The 14,051-nt window shown below is 70.6% G+C and carries 15 protein-coding genes; 8 read left to right on the top strand and 7 right to left on the bottom strand.

The window, feature by feature from the left end; genetic code table 11:
* The first annotated feature begins 27 nt into the window (after positions 1-27).
* The 6 genes from ADL15_RS24185 to manD are packed head-to-tail and all read left to right on the top strand — an operon-like array spanning position 28 to position 6,276.
* On the top strand, positions 28-1,104 hold the full coding sequence (locus tag ADL15_RS24185; protein ID WP_083971677.1) for a LacI family DNA-binding transcriptional regulator: 1,077 nt from the start codon (positions 28-30) through the stop codon (positions 1,102-1,104).
* A 13-nt stretch (positions 1,105-1,117) separates the two neighbouring features.
* The gene (locus tag ADL15_RS24180; protein ID WP_067695537.1) at positions 1,118-2,326 is read left to right on the top strand and encodes an ABC transporter substrate-binding protein; all 1,209 of its coding nucleotides are present in this window, start codon (positions 1,118-1,120) and stop codon (positions 2,324-2,326) included.
* Positions 2,323-3,360 (top strand): ABC transporter ATP-binding protein, encoded by a 1,038-nt coding sequence (locus ADL15_RS24175; RefSeq protein ID WP_067695534.1) that lies wholly within the window; start codon positions 2,323-2,325, stop codon positions 3,358-3,360. Before ADL15_RS24180 ends, ADL15_RS24175 begins: the two co-directional genes overlap by 4 nt.
* Positions 3,357-4,244, top strand: coding sequence for an ABC transporter permease (locus ADL15_RS24170; protein ID WP_067695531.1), 888 nt, complete (start codon positions 3,357-3,359; stop codon positions 4,242-4,244). Before ADL15_RS24175 ends, ADL15_RS24170 begins: the two co-directional genes overlap by 4 nt.
* Entirely contained in the window at positions 4,241-5,074 is an 834-nt protein-coding gene (locus ADL15_RS24165) for an ABC transporter permease (protein WP_067695528.1), read from the top strand. The genes ADL15_RS24170 and ADL15_RS24165 overlap by 4 nt, the downstream gene beginning before the upstream one ends.
* Positions 5,071-6,276 carry a D-mannonate dehydratase ManD gene (gene manD / locus ADL15_RS24160; protein WP_067695524.1) on the top strand — a complete coding sequence of 402 codons (1,206 nt, stop codon included), beginning with the start codon at positions 5,071-5,073 and terminating at the stop codon, positions 6,274-6,276. Before ADL15_RS24165 ends, manD begins: the two co-directional genes overlap by 4 nt.
* A gap of 4 nt (positions 6,277-6,280) precedes the next feature.
* Here the strand turns inward: manD and ADL15_RS24155 are convergent, their stop codons facing one another.
* The 3 genes from ADL15_RS24155 to sigJ form a co-directional block, all read right to left on the bottom strand.
* On the bottom strand, positions 6,281-6,847 hold the full coding sequence (locus tag ADL15_RS24155) for a TetR/AcrR family transcriptional regulator (protein ID WP_083971676.1): 567 nt from the start codon (positions 6,845-6,847) through the stop codon (positions 6,281-6,283).
* A 9-nt stretch (positions 6,848-6,856) separates the two neighbouring features.
* On the bottom strand, positions 6,857-8,101 hold the full coding sequence (locus ADL15_RS24150; RefSeq protein WP_067695520.1) for a glycosyltransferase: 1,245 nt from the start codon (positions 8,099-8,101) through the stop codon (positions 6,857-6,859).
* A 432-nt stretch (positions 8,102-8,533) separates the two neighbouring features.
* Positions 8,534-9,400: an RNA polymerase sigma factor SigJ gene (gene sigJ / locus ADL15_RS24145; RefSeq protein ID WP_067695517.1), complete on the bottom strand. Its 867-nt coding sequence runs from the start codon at positions 9,398-9,400 to the stop codon at positions 8,534-8,536.
* Positions 9,401-9,470: 70 nt separating this feature from the next.
* Here sigJ and ADL15_RS24140 point away from each other — a divergent pair, with 70 nt between their 5' ends.
* On the top strand, positions 9,471-9,962 hold the full coding sequence (locus ADL15_RS24140; protein ID WP_067695513.1) for a carboxymuconolactone decarboxylase family protein: 492 nt from the start codon (positions 9,471-9,473) through the stop codon (positions 9,960-9,962).
* On the opposite strand, the gene ADL15_RS24135 is transcribed toward ADL15_RS24140, so the two are convergent.
* From ADL15_RS24135 to ADL15_RS24125, 3 genes are read right to left on the bottom strand one after another with little or no spacing between them, the layout of a single operon-like run.
* Complete coding sequence (locus tag ADL15_RS24135; protein ID WP_067695510.1) at positions 9,959-10,984, bottom strand: hypothetical protein; 1,026 nt, start codon at positions 10,982-10,984, stop codon at positions 9,959-9,961. The genes ADL15_RS24140 and ADL15_RS24135 overlap by 4 nt on opposite strands.
* A 20-nt stretch (positions 10,985-11,004) precedes the next feature.
* Positions 11,005-12,015, bottom strand: a complete 1,011-nt coding sequence (locus ADL15_RS54390) for a hypothetical protein (protein ID WP_198170993.1) — start codon at positions 12,013-12,015, stop codon at positions 11,005-11,007.
* On the bottom strand, positions 12,012-12,947 hold the full coding sequence (locus ADL15_RS24125) for a hypothetical protein (RefSeq protein ID WP_157441577.1): 936 nt from the start codon (positions 12,945-12,947) through the stop codon (positions 12,012-12,014). The genes ADL15_RS54390 and ADL15_RS24125 overlap by 4 nt, the downstream gene beginning before the upstream one ends.
* A 134-nt stretch (positions 12,948-13,081) precedes the next feature.
* Here ADL15_RS24125 and ADL15_RS24120 point away from each other — a divergent pair, with 134 nt between their 5' ends.
* Positions 13,082-13,393 carry a sulfurtransferase TusA family protein gene (locus ADL15_RS24120; RefSeq protein WP_067695504.1) on the top strand — a complete coding sequence of 104 codons (312 nt, stop codon included), beginning with the start codon at positions 13,082-13,084 and terminating at the stop codon, positions 13,391-13,393.
* A 93-nt stretch (positions 13,394-13,486) separates the two neighbouring features.
* On the opposite strand, the gene ADL15_RS24115 is transcribed toward ADL15_RS24120, so the two are convergent.
* Positions 13,487-13,963, bottom strand: coding sequence for a hypothetical protein (locus tag ADL15_RS24115; RefSeq protein WP_157441576.1), 477 nt, complete (start codon positions 13,961-13,963; stop codon positions 13,487-13,489).
* Between the last annotated feature and the right edge of the window lie 88 nt (positions 13,964-14,051).

Below are 14,051 nucleotides of genomic sequence, written 5' to 3'. Positions count from 1 at the left end.
CTGGCCTCATCAATCGATCGTCATCGAATGATCAGGGAGCCGGGCGTGGCGGTGACCATCAAGGACGTGGCGCGGCTCGCCGGGGTATCGGCGTCCTCGGTGTGCCGGGCGCTGGCCGATCCCGATCGGGTCCGGCCGGAGACCCGGGACCGGGTGCAGACCGCGGCCCGGCAGCTCGGCTACCACCCCAACCGGGTCGCCCGCAGCCTGATCACCGGCCGGACCGCGAACATCGGCGTGGTACTGCCGGACCTGGGCAACCCGTTCTTCCCGACCGTGGTCAAGGCGATACAGACGCAGGCGCGCCGCGGCGACTACGCGGTGCTGCTGACCGATACCGACGAGGACCCGGCGGTCGAGGTGCCGGCCATCCGGGCGCTCGCCATGCAGGTCGACGGGTTCCTGCTCTGCTCGCCGCGGGCCGCCGACGACGAACTGCGGGCGGTCGCCGAGAAACCGATGGTGGTGCTGAACCGGCGGATCTCACCGTTCCCGTCGGTCACCGCCGACAACTCCGGCGGGATGCGGCAGGCGGTCGGCCACCTGCACGCTCTGGGTCATCGGACCATTTCGTACGTCGCCGGGCCGCGCACCTCGTGGTCCAACCGCGACCGGCTCCGCGGACTGCGGGCCGCCACGTCGGCGCTCGGGATGACCCTGATCGAGATCGGCAACGTGGCACCCACCGTGGCGGGTGGCGCGGCCGCCGCCGACCTGGTCGCCGCGGCGCCGGTCACCGCGGTGCTCGCCTACAACGACCTGGTCGCGCTCGGCCTGGTGCAACGGTTCCAGGCCCGGGGGATCGCGGTGCCCGGGCAGCTCAGCGTCGTCGGCTTCGACGACATCCTGGTCGCCGCGCTGGTCGGCCCGCCGCTGACCACCGTCGCGATCGGCAAGGAGCAGATCGGCCGGGTCGGTGTGGACCTGCTGCTCGCCCTGATGGCCGCCCCGGGGACCGCCGGGCTTGCCCGCGCCGGCTCCGAGCGCGCCGGCTCCGAGCGCGCCGGCTCCGAGCGCGCCGGCTCCGGCCAGGCCGGGCGCGCCCGCCGGGTGGTGCCCACCCAGCTCATCGTGCGTGGTTCGACGGGCCCCGTGGCTCGCTGAGGAGAGGACCGACATGTCGCCCAACCGCCGTCAATTTCTCGTTCTGGGAGCCGCCGCCGCCACCGTGGCCGCGTGCAGCCCGCCGGACAACAACAGCCCGGCCACCAGCGCCACCGGCGCGGTCCCGGACAAGCCGTCGAAAGCGGTCACGCTCAACGTGCTCGACGTGGCCGGCAACCTGCAGCTCACCCAGGGCATGATCGACGACTTCGTGGCGAAGAACGCCGGCGTGGTCGAGCGGGTCACCTACACCAAGGCGACCGCTCCGGAACTGGTCGGCAAGATCAAGGCGCAGCAGGCGGCGAACCGGGTGGACATCGACCTGGTGCTGACCGGAGTGGACGGGCTGGCCGCCGGGATCGCCCAGCAGCTGTGGGTGCCGCTGCTGCCGGCGTACGCGGACCGGCTGTCCGGGATGAAGCAGTACCTGCCCGGCGCCGCCGCCATGCAGAAGCTCGCCGGCAACGACGGGGTGACCGTCACCTACTACCCGTCCGGCCCGCTGATCGAATACCTGCCGGCCAAGGTGCCGAGCCCGCCCAAGACCGCGGCGGCGCTGCTGGAGTACGCCAAGGCCAACCCGGGCGCGGTCCAGTACGCGCGCCCGTCCAACTCCGGGCCGGGGCGCACGCTGCTGATGGGGCTGCCGTACCTGCTCGGCGACACCAACCCGAAGGACCCGGTCAACGGCTGGGACAAGACCTGGGCCTACCTCAAGCAGCTCGGCGAGTCGATCACGCTCTACCCGTCGGCGACCAGCGAGACGATGAAGAACCTGGCCAACGGCTCCGCGAAGATCATCGCGACCACCACCGGCTGGGACATCAACCCGCGGGTGCTCGGCACCGTGCCCAAGGAGGCGCAGGTCGGCGCGCTGGAAGGCTTCAACTGGGTGACCGACGCGCACTACGCGGTCGTGCCGAAGGGCGTCTCGACGGACAAGCAGGCCGCCGTGCTCACCCTGCTCGCCTGGATGCTCACCCCGGAACAGCAGGCCAAAGCGTACGACAAGGGCTACTTCTACCCCGGCCCCGCGATCGCCGACGTGCCGATCACGATGGCCCCGCCGGAGAGCCAGCAGGCGATCGCCGAGTACGGCCGCCCGGAGTACCACACGCTGCTGATCGAGCACCCGCTGCAGATCCCGCTCGAGGCGACAGCACTGGTGGCCGCTTTCGATCGCTGGGACCGGGAAATCGGCGGCGCCAAGGTCAAGAAGTGACGGCCTTCACGACGCTGCGCCTGGACGGGGTGACCCGCCGGTTCGGCGGCGCCGACGCGCTGACCGGGCTCGACCTGGAGATCCGGCGCGGCGAGTTCATCGCGCTGCTCGGGCCGTCCGGCTGCGGCAAGTCCACCGCGCTGAACTGCCTGGCCGGGCTGCTGCCGCTCAGCGACGGCAGCATCTGGCGCGACGGCACCCGGCTCGACACCCTGCCACCGGAGCGCCGGGGCTTCGGGATGGTGTTCCAGAACTACGCGCTGTTCCCGCACATGTCCGTACGGAAAAATATCTCTTTCGGTCTGCAGATGCGCGGCGTGCCGCGCGCCGAAGCGCGGCGCCGGACCGACGAGGCGATCCGGCTGGTGCACCTCGAGGAGCACGCCGGCAAGCTGCCCGGCCAGCTCTCCGGCGGTCAGCAGCAGCGGGTCGCGATCGCCCGCGCGGTCGTGGTCGAGCCGTCGCTGGTGCTGATGGACGAGCCGCTGAGCAACCTGGACGCGAAACTGCGCCTGGAGATGCGCACCGAGATCCGCCGCCTGCACCAGAACCTCGGACTGACCACGGTCTATGTCACGCACGATCAGGAGGAGGCGCTGTCGATGGCGGATCGCCTGGTGGTGCTGCGCGCCGGCCGGGTGCAGCAGATCGGCAGTCCGGAACAGGTGCACAACCGCCCCGCGAACCGGCACGTCGCCGACTTCCTGGGTTTCCGCAATCTGCTGCCCGGCAAAGCGGTCTCCGCCTCATCCATCAAGATCAACGGCTTTGGGGTACGACCGTCCGCCTCGTTCGTCGGCGCCATCGGTGTCGGTGATCCGGTGGTGGCCGCGATCCGCCCCGAGGACGTCGAGATCGGCTCCGGGCTGGAGGTGACCGTCGACGTCGCCGAGTACCACGGCCGGGAGATCGCCGCCGAGGTCCGCACGGCCGACGGCCTGACCCTGCACCTGCGCACGTCGCAGCGGCTGGCCCCGGGTGACAAGGTGGAGGTCACCCTCCCGCCGTCGCGGCTGCTGGTGTTCCCCGGATGACCACCTCGACGCTCGCGATCCGGCACCGGCTCGCCGAGCGGGGCATCGACCCGCAACTGTTCCTGCTGGTCCCGGCGACGGTGTTCGTGATCGCACTGTTCGTCTACCCGTTCTGTTACGGCATCGCGGTCTCGCTGCAGCCGGCCCAGGGCGGTGCGCTCGCCGCCTACCGGGCGTTCTTCACCGACGCCTACCAGCGCGACACGATCACCACCACGCTCGGCATCGCGCTGCCGGCCGCGCTGGTCAACGTGCTCGCCGCGGTGCCGATCGCGTACCGGATGCGCGGGAAGTTCCGCGGCAAGCGGCTGCTGACCACGGTGCTGGTCGTGCCGATCACGCTGGGTACGGTGCTCACCGCCGAGGGGCTGCTGGGCTTTCTCGGACCGACCGGCTGGTTCAACCGGGCACTGCTGTCACTGGGTGTGATCGACCAGCCGGTCACGCTCACCCACAACTACACCGGCGTGTTCCTCTCCCTGATCATCACGGGGTTCCCGTTCGCGTTCCTGCTGGTGCTGTCCTACCTGTCCGGAATCGATCCCAGCCTGGAACGGGCCGCGGCCACCCTGGGCGCGGGCTGGGCGCAGCGGTTCTTCCGGATCACGCTGCCGCTGCTCGCGCCCGGGCTGGCCACCACGTTCTGCCTGACGTTCGTGCTGGCGTTCAGCGTGTTCCCGTCCGCGATCCTGGTCGGCGACCCGACCGGCAGCACCCGGGTGATCAGCATCGCCGCGTACGAGGCGGCTTACGTGCGCTACGACTACGCGGCCGCGTCGGCTGCCGCGATCGTGATGGGTGTGGTCGAGCTCGTCGTGATCAGCGTGGTGCTCGGGCTGCGCAGCCTGCTCTACACCGGATCGACAGCCGGAGGTAAAGGGTGAGACGCCGGATCGTGGCCCGCCCCGGGGCCTGGGTGGTGTGGGGACTCGTGACGATCTTCTTCGTCGGGCTCGCCGGGGTGATCGGGTCGGTCGTGGTCAACTCGTTCGGGGTGCGCTGGTTCGACACGTGGCTGCCCGAGGCGTACACGACCCAGTGGTACGGCCAGGCGTGGACCGACTTCACCCTGCTGCCGGTGCTCACCGTGACGCTCGTGGTGTGCCTGCTGGTGGCCGGCATCTCCGTACTCATCGGGGTCCCCGCGGCCTATGTGCTCGCCCGCCGCAAGTTTCCCGGTGGCCGGTTGCTGTATCTGTTGTTCCTGCTCCCGATCCTGATGCCGCCGATCACCTACGGCATCCCGCTGGCCACCGTCCTCTACAAGTACGGCCTGGCCGGGCACCTGTCCGGTGTCGTGCTGGCGAACCTGGTCCCGTCGGTGCCGTTCGTGATCCTCACGATGACGCCGTTCATCGAGCAGATCGACCCGGCCGTCGAACGGGCCGCGCGGATGTGCGGGGCGCGGACCCGGCACGTGTTCGGCCGGATCCTGGCGCCGCTGCTGGTACCCGGGATCCTGGCCGCGTCGATCCTGGTCGTGGTCCGCACCGTCGGGATGTTCGAGCTGACGTTCCTGACGGCGGGGCCGGACTCGCAGACCCTGGTCGTGGCGCTGTTCTACTCGATGTCGGCGGCCGGGATCCGGGCGCAGCAGTCGGTGGACGCGATGGCGGTCATCTACTGCGTGATGATGGTGATCCTGCTGGTGGTGGCGCTGCGGTTCGTGAACCCGACCCAGCTGGTGGCCCGGGTCAAGGACGACAGCGAATGAGGATCACCGAGGCGCGGGTGATCGTGTGCAGCCCGGGGCGGAACTTCGTGACCCTGAAGATCGTCACGGAGGACGGGGTCAGCGGGGTGGGGGACGCGACCCTGAACGGCAGGGAGCTCGCGGTGGCGGCGTATCTGCGCGAGCACGTGGTGCCGGTGCTGATCGGGCGGGATGCTCGGAACATCGAGGATATGTGGCAGTACCTCTACAAAGGGGCGTACTGGCGGCGGGGGCCGGTGACGATGAGTGCTGTCGCGGCGGTGGACACCGCGTTGTGGGACATCCTCGGGAAGGTCGCGGGGGTGCCGGTGTATCGGCTGCTCGGGGGTCGGTCGCGGGAGGGGGTGACCGTTTATGGCCACGCTAGCGGTTCCACCAGCGACGCCTTGCTTTCGGAAATCTCACACTATGTCCGTCTTGGGTATCGCGCGGTCCGGGTGCAGAGCGGCGTGCCGGGACTGCCCTCGGTCTATGGGGTCAGCGAGGGGAGGGCCTACGAGCCGGCCTCCGCGGCGGTGCCTGTCGAGAGCGTGTGGGACACCGATCGGTACCTCGATCACCTGCCGCGGGTCTTCGCGGACGTGCGCGCCGAGTTCGGGCCGGGGTTGAAGCTGCTGCACGACGTGCACCACCGGCTGACGCCGATCGAGGCGGCGCGGCTGGGCAAGAGCCTCGAACCGTACGCGCTGACCTGGCTGGAGGACCCGGTGCCGGCCGAGTTGCAGGAGGGGTTCCGGCTGATCCGGCAGCACACCACGACACCCCTGGCGGTGGGGGAGGTGTTCAACAGCATCTGGGACTGCCGCCAGCTGATCACCGAGCAGCTCGTCGACTACATCCGGGCCACCGTGGTGCACGCCGGGGGGATCACCCATCTGCGACGGATCTTCGACTTGGCGGCTATCTATCACGTACGCAGTGGGTCGCACGGCGCCACCGATCTGTCGCCGGTGTGCATGGCCGCGGCGCTGCACGTGGACGTGGCGATCCCGAACTTCGGGCTGCAGGAGTACATGCCGCACAGCGCGGAGACCGACGCGGTGTTCCCGCATGGGTACCGGTTCGAGGGCGGGTATCTGCACCCGGGCGAGGTGCCGGGGCTGGGTGTGGACATCGATGAGGAGCTGGCGGGGTCGTATCCGTACCGGGCGGCGTCGTTGCCGGTCAGCCGCTTGACGGACGGGACGTTGCACAGCTGGTGAGCCCTTACGGGTGGTGCTCTCCGCGGCCGGTGAGGCCGGTGACCAGGCGGCGGACGTCCGGGCCGGCCGGGCCGGTGGTGAAGTCGGTGAGCCGGTGCAGGATCAGCCCCTCCACGGCGGCCAGCAGGGTCGAGGCGATGCCGGCCGGCGCGCCGACAGCGGTGAGCGCGGCGGCGGTCCAGTCGGCCAGCAACCGGCGGTCGGCGTTCAGCTGTTCGAGCAGGGCGGGCTCGACCACACCCTGGATGAAGATGACGTACCGCGCGACGGTCCGGGCCCGCGACGGCCCGGTCGCGTCGTCGACGAACGCCGCGTACGCGTCGGCCAGCTCGTCCAGGCTGGCCGGCAGCCCCGCGGCGAGCCGCGCCTGATAGTTCTCGGCGTCGATCTCCCGCAGCCGGGCGACAGTGGCCGTGACCAGCGCCGCCCTGGTCCGGAAATGATTAGAGGTGGAACCGGTCGGCAGCCCGGCGGTCGCGTCGACCCGGGTGTGACTCAGCGCGTGCAGACCACCGGCGCCGAGCACCTCCAACGCCGCATCGGTGATCCGGACAGCGGTGGGGTGCGGCACGGTCCCACCTTACCGAAAGCGCTTTCCGCCAGACCCCGGCGGAAGCTCCGCGCTGTCGGATTCCGGGGTGGCTGTCGTCCGCCGGCGGATCTCGGTGATCGCGGCGCCGATGCCGTCCTCGGTCGCCAGTCGCCGCGCGATCGCCTCGGCGCCCTCCCGATATGCGGCGGCGGCCTCGATCGCGGCCACCAACCGCCCCGCGGTCAGCCGCCGCAGCGGAATCGGCGGCGGCCCGGCACCCAGCGTGGCCACCCGCGAAGCCCAGAACGGCTGGTCGGCCGTGAGCGGCGTGACCACCGACGGCACACCGGCCCGCAGCGCCGCCGCGGTCGTACCGGCCCCGCCGTGATGCACCACCACGGCCATCCGCGGAAACAGCTCGGCATGCGGCTCCGCGTCGACGACCAGGACGTTCGCGCCGTCAGCCGACAGGTCCGCCGTCCCCCGTTGAACGACGGCCCTCCGGCCGAGACGAGCCAGCGCCGCACCGACGATCGCGGTGAGGCCGGGCCACGCCATGCTGCCGAAGCCGACGAAGATCGGAGGCTCGCCGCCGTCCAGGAAGGCGCGAACCCGGGAGGAAAGCCCGCCCTGTCCCGTCGGGGCCGGCCACCAGTAGCCGGTGATCGGGCGGTGCGCCGGCCAATCCTCCGGCGGCGGCACGACCGACGGGCTGAAGCCGTGCACCACCGGCCACCGCTCCTCCTCCATCCGCCGGAACGTCGCCCGCACCCCGAGCGGATGCAATCCCAGCTCCCGGCGGAACTTCGCAGTGGCCCGCGCGAACGGCACCTGCCCCGCCACCCGGAACGCTCGAGCGGCAACCCGGTTACCCCACCCGCCGAGCGACCGGGTGGTCAACAGCGGCGGCGGGAACGCGCGGGTCGGTTCGAGCGGCTGCAGGAACGCGCCCATGCTCGGGATCCGCCGCGCCTCGGCCACGTGGTAGCCGAGTGTGCCCATCGGCGCGAGGACCAGCAGGTCCGCGTCGCCGGAAGCTGCCGCGATCGCCCGGCCGACGTCGAGCCAGCGCCCGGCCAGGGTCCGCGCGAACCGCACGGAAGTCAGTGGTCCCGCGCCGAATTCGACGGGCACGGCGGCATGTCCCAGTCCGGCTTCTTCGACGTACGCCCGGAGCGATGCGTGGGTCACGACCGTCACCCGGTCACCGGCCGCGGTGAGGGCGGCACCAAGGCTTGCGTACGGGACGACGTCACCCCGAGTCCCGATCGTCACGATCACCACGTGTGCCATGCCCCGAAGCTACTACGATCGTAGTAGCCAGGCAACGGTCGTTCCCTCGCGCAATCGGAACCATGTTCCGTATAGTGATTACCGGAACCACGTTCCGGAAAGAGAGGCGGAGCCATGCCCAGCTTCGGGATCATGACAGCGCCGCAGCAGGTCGCGTACCAGGCGGTCCCACGGCTGGCGCTGAGGGGTGTCTCGAGACGCCGGTGGCACCCCTGACCGCCAGCCGAGACCCGCGACCGCTCGACGTCGCAGCGCAGCTCGCGGTCCCCGGCTGGCGCTGAGGGGTGTCTCGAGGCGCCGGAGGCACCCCTGACCGCCAGCCGAGACCCGCGACCGCCCGCGGTCCCAGTGCAGCTCGCGGTCTTTGGCTGGTCCTCAGGGGTGCCTCCGGCGCCCGGAGGCACCCCTGAGGAGCAGCCGAAGACCTGGCGGTCAGCGCCAGGGGTGCAGCTTCTCCGGGTTGCGGATGGACCAGATGTTCTTGATGAGGTGGCCGGTTAGTTCGAAGGCCAGGACGGCGGTGGTTTGGCCGTTCACCTGGGCTATCAGGCCGGGCTCGCCGTTGACCGTGCGTTCCAGGAAGTGCATGTCGGGGGCGCGGTCGGCGATGGTGACGGCGTAGCGGGCGATCTGGGTGCGGCCCTCGATCGGGTGCAGGGCCGCGGCGGCCAGGCCGCCGCCGTCGGCGATCACCGTGGCGGCCGGGTCGAGCAGGCTGATCAGGGCTTTGATGTTCTTCGCTTCCCAGGCGTCCTTGAAGTCGCGGACCACCCGGGCCTGCTGGTCGGCCGGGGTGGGCAGCACCGGCTGGGCCGCGATCCGGCGGCGGGCCGAGGAGGCGAGCTGGCGGCAGGCCTCGGGTGTGCGGCCGGCGACCTCGGCCACCTCGGCGAACGAGTACCGGAAGATGTCGTGCAGCACGAACGCCACCCGTTCGGCCGGGGTCATCGCGTCCAGGACGATCAGGAACGCCATGCTGACCGATTCGTCGAGGGTGATCCGGTCGGCGGGGTCGCTGCCGTCCGGTGCGGGGAGCGGTTCCGGGATCCACGAGCCGACGTAGCGTTCGCGGCGGACCCGGGCCGAGCGCAGCTGGTCGAGGCAGATCCGGCTGGCGACCTTGGTCAGCCAGGCGCCGGGGACGTCGATCGCGTCCTGCTGGGCGGGGGTCAGGGCATACCAGCGGGCGTACGTCTCCTGGACCACGTCCTCGGCGTCGGCGAGGGAGCCGAGCAGCCGGTAGGCCACGTTGATCAGCTGGCGTCGCTCGTTCAGCGGGACGGTCATGGTGGTGCGCATGTCCTTCCGACGGAACAGCGCGCGGGAATGTGAGGCCTCACGTTAGCCGGGGCTGTCTCGTCGAGCGGACATGACCGAGACTTCACGCCTGAGCGACCCCGCCGGCTACTTCCCGGAGATGGCCGGGTTCGCCGCGTCGCTGACCAAGGCCACTCTCAACGGAGCGATCCCGCCGATCACCATCGGACTGGTGCAGTTGCGGGCCGGGCAGATCGTCGGGAACACCTATCACACGGTCCGGCAGACCGGGAACCTGCGCCGGGCGGGGGAGACCGAGGAACGGATCACGGCGGTGGCGTCGTGGGTGGACGCGCCGTTCTTCACCCCGGCCGAACGGGTCGCTTTGGAGCTGGTGGAGGCGGTGCTGACGGTTCCTTCGTACGGTGAAAGGGTTTCTGATCGGCTTTTCGCCCGCGTGGCGGAGCACTATGACGAGCGGGCACTGTGGACGTTGACGCTGGTCATCGCGCAGATCTGTTTCTTCGTGCCGGTGGCGTTGATCGCGAAGCCGGTCCCGGGGGCGCCGCCCGGCAGGAACTACCGGACGGCTGAGCCCGGTTAGGTCGCGCTCACCAGCACTCGGACGAGCCCGGTGCCGTGGTCGAGTTCGGTCAGCGCCTTGCCCACCATGGCGCCGATGGCGCTGGCCGGATCGGTGACCCGGCGGGCGTGTCCCGGCGTCGACGACGTGGTCAGCAGGTCCCCGCATCGGATCGGCCCGGACGTGGCATCCGCCAGCACCCACAGTTTGCCCATCAGGGCGACCGGTACGCCGCCGTCGTGCCGGTCCAGGACGATGGCGGGTTTGACGCCGCCGGCGCCGGAGACGACCCCGGCGACCCGGGTGTCGTATTCGGTCACGCACGGCCGGATCCTGCCCTCGGCGTCGATGACGACGACCATGCCGGCGGTGACCGCCGGATCCGCGACGGTCAGCGACTCGGCGTAGTCGGCGCCGTTCAGCCGGAGATCGCCGGTGATCACGACGTCGCCGTCGAACGTCCCGGCGGTTCCCTCGTCGGCCTTGGCGTAGAGGGCGTTGCCCTTCTTGACGATGGCGACCACCCCGGTGCCGTTGTCGCAGGTGCCGTAGACGCCGTGGCCGCCGGCGGCCAGGCTGACCCCGACCACGCCGCCGTGCTGGGCGTTGTTGGATTCGCCGCGCACGCCTTCGCTCTGCTCGGATCGGCCGAACACGCCGTGCGAGGTGACGCTGACCCCGGAGACACCCTGCCCCTTGTCGGCGACTCCGGCGACGCCCCGGCCGCCTTCGCCCTGGTGAACCCCGAGCACGCCGGTCTTGGCGGTGGTCGAGGAGTAGCCGCGTACGCCGTCGTTGTGGTCGCTGACGCCGCAGACGCCGACCGCGTCGGCCTGGACGGCTCCGTGCCCCCAGACGCCCTGGCCGGATCCGCGGCCGTAGATGCCGTTGCCGGTTCCGCCGGTGGTGTTCTCGTTGACGCCGGCGACGCCCGCCTGGCCTGGTGCGACGCTCACCCCGAACACGCCGTTCCACCGGTCACTGGTGCCCTTGACGCCGGCGGTCCCGGGTTCGGTCGTGGTGCCTTCGATCTCCGTACCCATGATGATTTTGTCCTTGCTTCTCAGCTTGCCAGGAACCAGTCGTATTCGATGGTGTAGTGCGCTCCCAGCTCCTTGATCTCCAGGACCTGAGGTTTGCCGATGGCGGTGTGCCGGCGCACCTGGCCGGGATCGGGAAACGTGATCCCGACGGGTAGCGGCGAGAAGATGTCGTTCTTGAGGCCGTTCGTGACCGCCGTGACGAGTTCGTCGTACGCGGACACCGCCAGCGCGCCGACGGCGGCACCCACGACCGTGCCGATGCCCGGGATCACCGTGCCGATCGTTGCGCCTGCGATGGCCCCCGCTCCGGCGGCGGCCGCACTCTCCACGGCACTTCTGATCTTGCCGCCGACCTGTCCCAGGAGCTCCTGGAACGAGTTGGCGAGGTCCTCGTCGTCTTTTTCGACGAGCAACAGGGTCACCACGAACGCCCGGGGCCAGTTGGCCGGATGCCGCAGGTCGAAGCTCATCAGCACGTGTGGGTTCTGCTTCCACGCGTTCCTGATCGAATCGTCGGAGACGTCACCGAACGACGGCGTGATGATCGTTCGAGCCCGCGGCTTTCCGTCGGCGTCGAGGGTGACGTCGCTGGAGTCGGTGCCCACAGCGGACAGATAGACCTCGTCGTTCACGCCGTTGATCCATTTGTCGTTCGAGGCGTGCTCGGAGAAGCCGCGGAGCCGGAACTGCAGTTGCGGCGGCAACTCCCGGGCGGTCCGGGCCTGGTCGAGGAGTTCGCGGACGGTGTGCACGTGCGCCTGGGCCAGGACGGCGCGCATGCCGCGGGGCCGCACACCCTCGAGACCCAACTGGGTGATCGCGGTGCGGAGCGACGGCACGGCACCCCGCACGGCGAGCTCCGGTGCGGCGGCGACATCGGCGTGAGCCGCCGTGCCGTGGACCGTGATGCCGCCGCTGAGGACCAGCCCGCCGCTGGTGGCCGCGGCGAGCAGCAGCGTGCGCCGCGACGAGGTCTTCTGAGACAGCGAGGTGTCGTCCATGTCGGCCGCTCCGGTGTTGGCAGGGTTCATCGCAGGGTGACAACGATGGACAGCAGCCCGGTGCCCTCGGGCAACGCGGCCATCGCCTTTCCGATCACGGCGCCGAACGCCCGGGACGGGTCGGTCGCCTTCATCGCGTGTCCCTCGGTGGGCGAGGCGGTCAGCAGATCCCCGACCTCGATCGGCGCGTAGGACGCGTCGGCGCGGCAGTACGCCTTCCCGACCATGGCGATGGGCCGGGCCTGCTCCCCGCAGCCGGCGTCGAGGATCACGCCGGGCCGGTAGCTGCCGGCGCCGGCGATCACGCCGACGACCTTCTTGTCGTAGGCGGCGGCGCTGGGTGCGATCGTGCCGTTCTCGTCGAGGCTCATCACGGTGCCGGGCTCGGCGGGGCGGGTGGCGGTCCGGCTGGCGAACAGTTCGGCGAGGTCCCCGCCGAGCAGCTTGATGTCGCCGGCCACGTCCAGGTCGCCGCGCACCTCGAGCTTGCCGTCGAAGATGCCGGCCGCTCCGGTGTCACTCTTGCCGTAGACGCCGGTGCCGTGGGCGCTGTGCCCGACGACGCCGGTGCCGTCGGCTTTGTTCTCGCCCCACACCGCGGCCGCGCCGGTGGTTCCGGCTGCCGACGTCTCGCCGTACACGCCGTGCCAGTGCTGGCTCTTGCCGAGTACGCCGGGGCCGCCGGCGGCGCCCTCGCCCATCACGCCGGCGCCGCCGATGGTGCTGTCGGTCTTGCCGTAGATCCCGTGCCAGCGCTCGCTCTCGCCGACCACCCCCGCGCCGACCTTGCCGACACCCTGCACGCCGGGCCCGGCCTGTGGGCTCGCCGCGTCGTTGATGCCGATCACACCGCTCTTGTAGGGCGCGTGGCTGATGCCGCGGACCCCGTCGGCGAGGGCGGCCTCACCGAGGACCCCGATTTCCTCTGCTTGCGTGCCGTGCCCCTCGAGTGCTGCCGGCATGACGTCTCCACCCGTTGCGGTTGGCCGCGCAATGAGCTATATGCGCGTTTTGCCTGAAGCTAGCAACGGTGGCGCCGAGGGGCGGCGGGAGTGGGGAATCTTCAGCCGGATCCCGCATGTGATGGGATGAGCGCGTGGGGATCGACGTGGTGCCGGTGGTGCTCGACGGCGGGGATCGGCGCTGTGTGCTGCTGCTGATCGAGCTGCGGCGGCTGATCGCGACGCTGACGCCGGGCGCGGTGGTGCACCTGATCGCCACGGATCCGGCGGCGCCGCTGGACCTGCCGGCCTGGTGCCATCTGACCGGTCACCGTTATCTCGGGCCGGTGGCGGGAGAGCGGCCGGGGGAGCGGCCGGGGGAACGGCCCACCTATGCCGTCGAGGTTGTCGCGGGGGCGCAGCCGACCGAGGCGGGGCACCCGTGGCGCCCGGCCGGTGCTGGCTGACCGATGAGAAGCAGGCCAGTGCTGGCTGACCGAAAAGAATCAGGCCGGGATCGCTGATGGTTCAGCGTCCCCGGCCCGCGGCAGAAATCCGGTTCAGTTGGCCTTGGTGTCGGTGACCGTACCGGGGGTGGCGTCCTCAGAGTCGCTGACCGTGGACGGCGTGGTGATGCTCGCCTTCACGGCCTCGGTGTCCTTGCAGACCGTCTGGACCTTCAGGATCGCGGAGCTGACCTCGGCGGTCAGGACCGCCTCGTTCGGTTCGCCGGCCGCGGCCTGCGCCCTGGCCACCGAACTGTTCAGCACCTCGGTGGCCGCGGTGATGATCGTGCTCTTCGAGGTCTTACCGAAAGTGACGATGTCCCTGGCGGTAGCCAGGTCCAGGTCGCGTCCTTCCTCGCCGTGGGTGGCCTGGTCGGCCACCGTGCAGGCGCCCGCCGTGCCCTTGTCGAAACCGGCCATGTTCGCAGACCCGGCCGCGGTGGCGGCGGGAGCTGACTCGTCACTGTTTGCGCAGCCGGTGATCGCCAGGAGGGTAAACGTGGCGACAGCTGCGATGGTGGATCCACGCATGGTCGGGGAGGCTACCTGCTCCGCGTGGTGCGGAAGCGGATCGGGGTAGCTCAGTGTGATGCACGGAACGTCCGATCTGCCCCTCCCG

The organism is Actinoplanes awajinensis subsp. mycoplanecinus (genome assembly GCF_001509495.1).
Taxonomy (GTDB): Bacteria; Actinomycetota; Actinomycetes; order Mycobacteriales; family Micromonosporaceae; genus Actinoplanes; species Actinoplanes palleronii.
The sequence above is the reverse complement of the archived record's forward strand: the minus strand, read 5'-3'. Positions and strand labels throughout refer to the sequence as shown.

Coding starts and splice junctions, on each gene's coding strand:
- ADL15_RS24115 (WP_157441576.1), bottom strand. CDS start 13,963: ATGCGTGGATCCACCATCGCAGCTGTCGCCACGTTTACCCTCCTGGCG.
- manD (WP_067695524.1), top strand. CDS start 5,071: ATGAGGATCACCGAGGCGCGGGTGATCGTGTGCAGCCCGGGGCGGAAC.
- ADL15_RS24185 (WP_083971677.1), top strand. CDS start 28: ATGATCAGGGAGCCGGGCGTGGCGGTGACCATCAAGGACGTGGCGCGG.
- ADL15_RS24180 (WP_067695537.1), top strand. CDS start 1,118: ATGTCGCCCAACCGCCGTCAATTTCTCGTTCTGGGAGCCGCCGCCGCC.
- sigJ (WP_067695517.1), bottom strand. CDS start 9,400: ATGCGCACCACCATGACCGTCCCGCTGAACGAGCGACGCCAGCTGATC.
- ADL15_RS24125 (WP_157441577.1), bottom strand. CDS start 12,947: ATGCCGGCAGCACTCGAGGGGCACGGCACGCAAGCAGAGGAAATCGGG.
- ADL15_RS24150 (WP_067695520.1), bottom strand. CDS start 8,101: ATGGCACACGTGGTGATCGTGACGATCGGGACTCGGGGTGACGTCGTC.
- ADL15_RS24135 (WP_067695510.1), bottom strand. CDS start 10,984: ATGGGTACGGAGATCGAAGGCACCACGACCGAACCCGGGACCGCCGGC.
- ADL15_RS54390 (WP_198170993.1), bottom strand. CDS start 12,015: ATGAACCCTGCCAACACCGGAGCGGCCGACATGGACGACACCTCGCTG.
- ADL15_RS24170 (WP_067695531.1), top strand. CDS start 3,357: ATGACCACCTCGACGCTCGCGATCCGGCACCGGCTCGCCGAGCGGGGC.
- ADL15_RS24140 (WP_067695513.1), top strand. CDS start 9,471: ATGACCGAGACTTCACGCCTGAGCGACCCCGCCGGCTACTTCCCGGAG.